Origin of the sequence: Pedobacter sp. (assembly GCF_045628745.1) — a bacterium.
Lineage (GTDB): Bacteria > Bacteroidota > Bacteroidia > Sphingobacteriales > Sphingobacteriaceae > Pedobacter.
Genome location: NZ_JAZQPU010000404.1, coordinates 1 through 8,654 on the forward strand (window position 1 = coordinate 1; position 8,654 = coordinate 8,654).

The following is an 8,654-nucleotide window of genomic DNA, read 5'->3' on the forward strand; positions in this document are numbered from 1 at the left end:
AACGGTTAATTAAGGTTAAAAAAATATTTGCCACAATCAAAACCGTAAATACCATTGTTCTTGTGGTTTTTTCACCTACATCTAGGTACACTGCATATTGATAAGTAATTAAGGCTCCGGCTGTGATGACTATTCCTTGAATAATACTTGTCGACAGTTCTTTTCTGTGAAAGAAGGTGCTGGAAAAAGGTCTGGGCTTTTGTAACATGGTATTTTTTTCTATGGGTTCATTTTCATAAATAATAGAACAAGTGGGGCCCATGATCAATTCAAAGAAAATAATATGTACAGGAGAAAAGATATTAGGATAAATCCATCCTAATGCCAAAGGAACAAATACGGTTAGAATAATAGGAATATGAATAGATATAATATACTGAATCGCTTTTTTAAGATTCGCGTATATCCGTCTTCCGATTGCAATGGCATCTACCATTTTTTCAAGATCATCGTCTATCAATACCAAAGAGGCGGCTTGTTTGGCCAGTTCCGTACCCTTTTTTCCCATGGCAATCCCTATATGGGCCGCTTTAAGCGCAGGGCCGTCATTTACCCCATCACCAGTCATAGCAACGATTTCATTATTTTCCTTTAAAGCGTTAATGATCTTCAGCTTCGCTTCAGGAAACATTCTCGCAAAAATAGAAGTTTCAGTTACACTTTTTCTTAATTGGGTATTTGTCAAACTCATCAGCTCCTCTCCATTAATAGTATTTTCAGCACCGCGAAAACCTATTTGACGAACAATGGCAGAAGTTGTTGCTGCATTGTCACCGGTCACAATTTTCACGTCAATTCCGGCAGCATAAAAAGCCCCAAAAACCGCCTTAATATTCTTCTTTGGGGGATCGTAAAAAGCAACCAATCCTTTAAAGTTAAAATTAAGATCCTGTTGTTTCTCCGGAAAATTATCGCCTGTAAATTTTGATTCTCCGACCCCAAGAATACGATAGCCATTGTCTGCCATCGCTTTTATGGCCATTCTTACGCTTTCTTTTTGATCATCATTTAAACTACTAACACTCATCAATGCCTCAGGAGCTCCTTTTGCAGCTATAATCCGATCACCAAGATCATTTGCAAAAACATGTGTCATCATTGGTGGTTTTCCCCCTAAAGGGTATTCATGCCTCATCGAATATTGCGGCCTTTCGTCAAGTGGAAAAAGATCCGCATAAGAATGATGTAAGGCTACTTCCATAGGATCAAAGGGGATGGGCTCACTCGCCCACATCGCTGTTCTCACCAGCATTTTTTCTTCCAGACTAAGTTCACCCTGAAAATCGGTAATCTTGCGTGATTCAGTCGTATAAAGCGCCGCAAGGGACATCCTATTCTCCGTTATGGTTCCTGTCTTGTCAGTACAGATCACAGTCGCACTTCCTAAGGTCTCCACTGTTTTCATCTGTTTAACGAGTACTCCCATCTTCATTAGTCTGGAAGCACCCAGTGCCATAAAAGTGGTGAAGGCCACCGGAATTTCTTCCGGTAAAATACTCATTGCAATGGTGAGTGCTTTCATCAAACTGTCTAAACCATTTTTTGAATTATGGAAATTTATAGCCCAGACTATTGCAAAAACTACAATACCAGCAAAAACCATCTTTTTAACAAAATTACTGATCTGTACTTCCAGCGGAGTTTTACCTTCCTTAATTTGTTCAAGGCTTTTACCGATTTTACCCAATTTGGTTTCATTTCCAATTGCGGTTACAGTTGCGATAGCCAATCCACCAGACACAGTGGTACCTGAATATATGTGATTATCTTGATCTGAATGGTTTTTATAGACCGGTAAAGATTCACCTGTAAGAATAGATTCATTTACAGAAAAATCGTTAGACTGCTCAATGACTCCATCTGCTGCTATAAAAGTACCCTCTTCAACTACCATGCTATCACCAACAACCAGCTCCTCCCTTTTAATCTGCAGTGTTTTTCCATTTCTTATCACTTTACATTCTGGCTCTGTTAAATCCTTAAGTTGTGCCAGCGCAATTCTGCTTCTTGAATTCTGATATAATGATATGACAGATATTAAAAGTATGGCTATACAAAGAAAAATCCCGTCACCGACATCTCCACTAATAAAATAGATCGCTGAAGCCACTAACAACAAGATGACCATCGGTTCATCTAATAAACCTGTCAAAAAATTCAGAAAACGATTTTGCTTTTTATGATAGAAAGAATTTTTTCCATGTAATTTCCTTGCAGCAATAACTTGTTGTGAGTTTAAACCTTGGATCTCCATCAGATCATTTATAATTAGTTAATTCAATACTCAAGACACATTAAGATTTAAAAAACAACTAAAGCTTAAACGAGATGCATAAATATTAGCTAAACTTATTTAAATTATTAAGATACGATTAAAGTGGAACTGCACCGGTAAGGATTCTGGTGTCAATAAGACTGCCCTTAATGAACCTTTTTCCATCAGGGGCAGTCCAGGTGAATTATTCAATACTTATTTGCTTTTTACCATGGCCCAGTTTTGTGGACTTTATTAGACTGATCTTAAGTAAACCATTTTCATAATTCGCTTTAATTTGATCATCCTCAATATTATCAGGTAGGCTGAAACTTCGGGAAAAAGAAGAACTAGAAAACTCTTTCCGGGTGTAGTTTTTCTTTTCCTCCTTGTGTTCGCTACTTGTTTCAGCACTTATGGTCAGCATACCGTTTTCCGAAGTAATATTGAAATCCTCTTTTTTAAATCCTGGTGCTGACATTTCCAATTCATAACTATTTTCTTCATCCCTGATATTAACCGCTGGCAGGACTTCATTTCCTACAAGTGGTTTGTTAAAAAAATCGTTGTTGAAGAAATCTTCCATCACTGACCGAAGTGAGGGAACACTACTGGATTTTACTAAATTTGCCATAATTATTGTTTTAAAGTTAATAAAGGGTGGTATTTTATTCAATTTTATATTATTGCTTTAAGTTACCTAGTACTTTAGAGGAAGGACCAATAATGGCACCTTGTCTTTAAAAATATGTTTTTCGGAACTTTCTAATAAAGAGCTATAAGAAAATAGTTTTTTAAACTTTGTAACATAGGGGTTATCGTTCAATTAGCTAAAGTTGGGAAATTACCGTAACTTAAGTGATGATAACAATCATCTGTAGTGGTGATATTTAGCACAGTCAATTTTGATAACCTAAACTCAATTGACTTTTTATCCTCCAAAAGATTAGAACATGACAATTTTCTAATAAAAATTCAGGTCCTCGTCAAGATGAAAAGGTGTTTATTTCAGGAATTCAATTTTTCATTTTTTTTAGTTTTTCAGTATTCAGTAGTTTAATAAGATCTCCATTTTTTTCAAGAATGCCTTCACATTTAAAATCCGTTAGCGTCCTGCTTACTGTTTCAACGGCCATGCCGGCAATTGCTCCAAGTTCATCTCTCGAAATAACAATTTCCTGAGTATCGTGTAATTTTTTGCTCAAACGTAACAAAATACTCGCCATGCGTTTCCTAACAGATTGGTAAGCGAGTTCAAGCATTTGTTCTTCCTTTTCATGAATATGATAGGATAAAATTCTAATAATATCAGAACTTATATCAGGATGATTATTTAATAAACTAATAATCTGATCTTTCGGGAGAAGGTAAACCGATGTATTTTCAATAGCTTCTGCAGTTTCAGTATATTCTTCATCAAGTAAGAGTGTATTCAGGTTGATGTAATCATTTACTTTATACCGACCAGTGATCAGTTGCCGGCCATCTTCAGTTGTTTTTATCGTTTTTATACTCCCCTCTGCTATAAGATATAAGCCGGACGGAGTGTCACCTTCGCAATATAGAATCTGTTTTTTTTTTATCCGTTTAATTGAATGCCCTGTAACCAGCTCTTTTAATTCCAGGATACCTTTATTTGTACCTGATACAAATTTTCTCCTGTTTTCTAAGGTGGTACTTTGATAAGACCTTTGTCGCAAATGCTTACTAATTCTTGTTTCAATTGCATGAAGCAAATCAATATTATCAAAAGGCTTAATAAGGTAATCATCTGCACCCATTTCCATCCCCTTTCTAAAATCTATCAGGTCGTACTTCCCCGTAAGAAAAATAAAAGGAATATCTGCGGTGTTATCATTCTTATTCAATACATATAAGACACCATATCCGTCTATTTCGGGTATCATAATGTCACATAAAATTAAATCTGGATGATGTTGAAGTGCGAGCTTAAGCCCTAATTTCCCATTATCGGCTTGAAGAACCCTATAGCCTGAAAGTTCAAGTATTTCAATACAGCTCTCCCGAATGTCGAAATTGTCTTCAATAATAAGAATAGTTTTCATATCAATTGTTTGAAGTTTCGACAACTACTACATATATACTAACATGTTGAAGGCCAAAAATGTTTAATTAGTTTTATTTTTTTCAACTGATATCAATATTATGACAAAGATCATGATGCAAGCTGACAGTGGTCATTTGAAAGCCCATGAGAATTATGGAACTTAGTCTAGTTATTCAATTTTTTCACCAGAGTTTTGCATAAAACCGAACAAGGAGTAAAAAAGCAAAAAACCACTAAGTGGCTATTATAAATGTAACATCATGAAACGGTTTATGACACCAGAAATTAAAGAAATTATTGAAACGGCCCATTTCAGGCCTTCGATTTCTCTGATCATGCCTTTTATTGCTAAAATAAATTTGGAGCCTGAGTGGGGTCATTCATTTAAAATTGCAGTAGAAAAAGTGAAGCTGGAGCTTAAAAACAATTATTCCAAGGAGATAACCCAACTCATGATAATGAAATTGAAAGCAGCTATAGATAACGTTGATGTAAAAACCCCTAAAAAGGGTGTTGCCATTTATGTTTCATCTGTATTTGAAAAAATTGTGTATCTGGACGTTAAAGTCCAGGAACGTATTGTCATTGATGAATCATTTGCAATCCGGGATCTTATTTACAGTAAGAAACAATCCGCGAAATATCTATTACTCTTATTAAGCGTGAAACGCTTTAGCATTTATCATGGAAATTTAAACCAACTTACCAAAATAGGAACAAGAATTCCAGAATTCATTTATGCATATATAGATGAATGGCCCGAAAATGTGGCTCATTTAACTGATATAAAGGATCACAAGCAAATTGTTATCGAAAACTTTTTACGGCATATAGATATAGATCTTGGTAGAGTGATCTATAATTATGATTTACCTGTGTTTCTGATGGGAGCAGAAAAATTAATAAGTCAATTTAAAAGAATAAGTAAACACTTGGATGCCATTGCAGGATATATAAATGGTAATTACGATAACATGACATTTGCCGAACTGGAGGAAATATTAAAATCTAATTTAGAAGAGTGGCAACGTAAAAAGGATAGTATAGCCGTTAATACAATGGATACTGCCGATAGAAAACATAAATTGGTGAAAGGAATAAACCCCGTATTGGAGGCAGTAAGAAATAATATCGGTAAGAAGGTATATGTGGAAAGTACATTTATTTATCAACCCCAAAGGGGTTTAAAATGGGATTTGAAAGAACGATCACAAAAACCAGAAAATGGAATGTCTTATATAAGGGATGCTGTTGATAAAATTATAGAAAAAGTGATTGTTAACGGTGGCGACGTCGATTTTGTATGTCCTGACAGTTTAAAGAACTATGAACACATCGCATTGGTTAAGTAATAATTGGCTTAAGTTTAGTAAATTTAAATAAAATAATAGTTATGGAAACATCTGATAATTTATCATCCCAATCGGCTCAGTATTATGTGATCGCCGAACGCTGGGCTTCGGATTTAGAATTTTTTAATGTAGAAAGCAACTTTTTTCACCATTTATTGAATAAGTATGCGAACAGTTCATCTTCAACAACAGATCTTGAAAAATTAAAGAAGTTGGGAGAGGAATTAAAAGTTCTTGAAGAGGAAAGGCAAAAAGTTCAAACTTTAGTAAATGAACTACTCCGTCAGATTGCACTGGTAGCTGAAGGAAAAGAACATGAAAATAATGAATCAATTGAAACCAAGCATACTACGCTTGAATCTTTAATGGTTGAACTTACAGAGAGATATAGGAAACTAAAAAGAGAACTCTTTTTAACTGTAGAAAATATAAATTAATGGCACGCCTTCCTCAGTCTTCCTCATTTGTCGATTTGCTTGAATGACGAAAGTGTTGTATATATCGGTGATTCCGGGGCAAGCGTATCGCTTGAAGATGGGCCAGCTGTATCGGTGATACCGGGCCAGTAATTATAGGGTTATTTTTTCACTTTTCTCAAGGATTCTCCTGATAAACTTATGCGGTGTGCTCTATGAACGAGTCGATCCAGGATTGCATCAGCAATTGTTCCCTCACCAATTACTTCATACCATGTACTTACAGGTAGCTGAGAGGCAATAATGGTTGATTTGCTATTATGTCTATCCTCAATAATTTCCATCAACAGATCTCTTTGCGGCTTGTCTAAATTCTGCAAGCCAAAGTCATCCAGGATTAGTAGGTCCTGTTTTTCTATCCGAGCGATTTCTTTATATAAGGAGTTATCAGCCCGGGCTCCATGTAATCTGGTAAAGAGTTTTGCTGTATTGTAATATGCGACTCTGTAGCCCATCGCGCAGGCCTGGTGTCCAATAGCCGAAGCGATAAAGCTTTTGCCTACACCAGTGGGGCCAGTGATCAGGATGTTTTCTTTTTGTTGGATAAACTGGCAGGTTGCAAGCCTGTTTAGTAATTCCTTGTCCAGATCTCGGGCTGCCTGATAGTTGATCTCGGATAAATGAGATAAGTAACGAAAAGCTGCCCCTTGGGTTAACCTGACCACTTTCTTGTTTGATCTGTCCTGCCATTCTGCATCAATCAGCATGCTGAGCAGTTCATCGGCAGTCAACTGTAAATGTCCCTGGCTTTCAATGCTGCTGCTGTAAGCCTGCCACATTCCCGGAAGGCGCAAGCTCTTCATTTTTTCTAATGTTTGTTGTGTATTCATATCTGTATATTGGATTAATGATAATAAGTAGCCCCACGTAAGTTATCATGCACAGGTAAACCCTGCTGCTGCTGCTCATGATCCTGCTGATCAATGTTTTGCTTCAGTATAGACTCCAGTATTTTATATCCGTACTGCTCAAAGCTTGCTGCACGGATACAGGCACTTTTAAGGCGGTCGGTTCCATAGACCTTTCCCAAGCGCTGTATGCCCCCGCATGATCGGCAAGCTTGTTCAGGATGTGCACGCTGGGCAAATACAGTTTCTACATACCCGTGAATAACTGGATCTTTAGATTTAGCCCAGGCTAAAAAGTCATCCATATTCCATCCTTGCATGAACTGATGGTTATCGGGCATATGGGTGGAAGTAGTAGAAAAGCCTGCGCTTTTGCTGCTTCTGGAATGAGAGGCTATTCTGGAGCCGGAGGAATAAACTTCAAGGAGTGTCTGGTTGTAACGAAGCTCCACTTTTTTGCCGATATACTGGTGAGGAACACTGTAATAATGTTTGTCTTCGCTGATAAACACATGGTAGTTCTTTTGGACCGTAGCCTGTTTATAGGTGATTAAAGTGAAGACCTGTGCGGGTAAGGGGGAAAGTAGCGGCTGTTCTTGTTCAAGAAATAGCTGGGTGCGGCTGGTCTGCCTTTGCTGATACATTCTATCGTTATAAAGAGCCAATAATGGCCTGATGGCTGCATTGAGAGCATGCAGATTGAAGAACACCTGATCTTTTAAAGCAAAGCAGATCCGCTGATAGACCAGTCTGACTGCGTTTTCAACTAACGCCTTATCCTTTGGCTTACGTGCACGGGTGGCTAAAACCGCAGTGCCGTAATGCAGGGCAAAGGCTTTAAAGTCTTTATTGAGTTCAGGTTCATAACGAGGAGCCTGGGTAACTGCGGACTTCAAGTTATCGGTTACGATCAGTTTGGGTACACCACCAATAAACTCAAGACTTCGTCGCATACTGTTTAAAAAAGATGCTTTCTGCTGGCTTTCACTTGCCTCTACATAGGTATAACCGCTACCAGCAAGGATAGCAACAAAAAGCTCTGCAGGCCGTGTTACACCTGTTTCCCTATCGGTGAGGATGAACCTGTCACCAGCATAGTCGATCAGCAATTTCTCTCCCATGATCTGTTCCATATGAAAAGATGCCTGCTGAACAGCAAAAGCCTTTTGTATATGCGCTTTAAACTGCGTGTAACCATATCCATCAGGATAATTCTTGTGGTATTCCTCCCAGATATTTAAATAGGTAAATCCGGATTGCTTAAGGGCTTTTTTATAGGTGGGAACCAGCGCTTGAAGATCCACAAAGGCCTGTGGCTTGTTGAATACTTTTGGCTCAGGCAAGATAGAAGCCAGTGATTCTTCATCCAGGCGGCTTAATTCTGAGAAATCTTTGCCAGAACCACCCAGGTTCAGGACATACTCATTAACCGTTTTACGGTTTATCCCTAATAATCTGGCGATCGAACGGTTACTTTCGCCACGGGCTTTTAATTGAATAATACGTTGAATATCTAACATGTCTTTTCGGTGGCCGGCCATCTTCTACAGTTTTGTGTGCTGTAAAATACTGCTTTGTTTAAATTGGCCCGGTATCACCGATATGACTGGCCCAGTATCACCGATACAGGTGGCCCGCTATAGACTGATATATGCA

Annotated in this window: 7 protein-coding genes; 2 read left to right on the forward strand and 5 right to left on the reverse strand. The window is 37.8% G+C overall.

Translation table 11 applies throughout. The features are described 5' to 3' along the window. The 3 genes from ACR2F7_RS14735 to ACR2F7_RS14745 form a co-directional block, all read right to left on the reverse strand. Window positions 1–2,254 (reverse strand): cation-translocating P-type ATPase (locus ACR2F7_RS14735; RefSeq protein ID WP_432714308.1); only part of this gene is annotated, 2,254 nt, incomplete at its 3' end. Between the two features lie 205 nt (window positions 2,255–2,459). Next, a complete protein-coding gene (locus ACR2F7_RS14740) occupies window positions 2,460–2,888 on the reverse strand; it encodes an Hsp20/alpha crystallin family protein (protein WP_432714309.1) in 429 nt (142 codons plus the stop codon). 382 nt (window positions 2,889–3,270) lie between these two features. Then, on the reverse strand, window positions 3,271–4,320 hold the full coding sequence (locus ACR2F7_RS14745) for a response regulator (protein WP_432714310.1): 1,050 nt from the start codon (window positions 4,318–4,320) through the stop codon (window positions 3,271–3,273). A 262-nt stretch (window positions 4,321–4,582) separates the two neighbouring features. On the opposite strand from ACR2F7_RS14745, the gene ACR2F7_RS14750 reads away from it, so the two are divergent. Together ACR2F7_RS14750 and ACR2F7_RS14755 are read left to right on the forward strand one after the other, a co-directional pair. Further along, on the forward strand, window positions 4,583–5,674 hold the full coding sequence (locus tag ACR2F7_RS14750) for a hypothetical protein (protein ID WP_432714311.1): 1,092 nt from the start codon (window positions 4,583–4,585) through the stop codon (window positions 5,672–5,674). A gap of 41 nt (window positions 5,675–5,715) precedes the next feature. Next, window positions 5,716–6,111, forward strand: coding sequence for a hypothetical protein (locus ACR2F7_RS14755; RefSeq protein WP_432714312.1), 396 nt, complete (start codon window positions 5,716–5,718; stop codon window positions 6,109–6,111). 140 nt (window positions 6,112–6,251) lie between these two features. Here ACR2F7_RS14755 and istB read toward each other — a convergent pair whose 3' ends face one another. Continuing rightward, a complete protein-coding gene (gene istB, locus ACR2F7_RS14760) occupies window positions 6,252–6,980 on the reverse strand; it encodes an IS21-like element helper ATPase IstB (protein WP_432714313.1) in 729 nt (242 codons plus the stop codon). 14 nt (window positions 6,981–6,994) lie between these two features. After that, window positions 6,995–8,539: an IS21 family transposase gene (gene istA, locus ACR2F7_RS14765; protein WP_432714314.1), complete on the reverse strand. Its 1,545-nt coding sequence runs from the start codon at window positions 8,537–8,539 to the stop codon at window positions 6,995–6,997. Window positions 8,540–8,654 lie beyond the last annotated feature (115 nt).

Excerpts from the sequence above, each read along its gene's own strand:
- ACR2F7_RS14755 (WP_432714312.1), top strand. The coding sequence starts at position 5,716 with ATGGAAACATCTGATAATTTATCATCCCAATCGGCTCAGTATTATGTG.
- ACR2F7_RS14740 (WP_432714309.1), bottom strand. The coding sequence starts at position 2,888 with ATGGCAAATTTAGTAAAATCCAGTAGTGTTCCCTCACTTCGGTCAGTG.
- istA (WP_432714314.1), bottom strand. The coding sequence starts at position 8,539 with ATGGCCGGCCACCGAAAAGACATGTTAGATATTCAACGTATTATTCAA.
- ACR2F7_RS14750 (WP_432714311.1), top strand. The coding sequence starts at position 4,583 with ATGAAACGGTTTATGACACCAGAAATTAAAGAAATTATTGAAACGGCC.
- istB (WP_432714313.1), bottom strand. The coding sequence starts at position 6,980 with ATGAATACACAACAAACATTAGAAAAAATGAAGAGCTTGCGCCTTCCG.
- ACR2F7_RS14745 (WP_432714310.1), bottom strand. The coding sequence starts at position 4,320 with ATGAAAACTATTCTTATTATTGAAGACAATTTCGACATTCGGGAGAGC.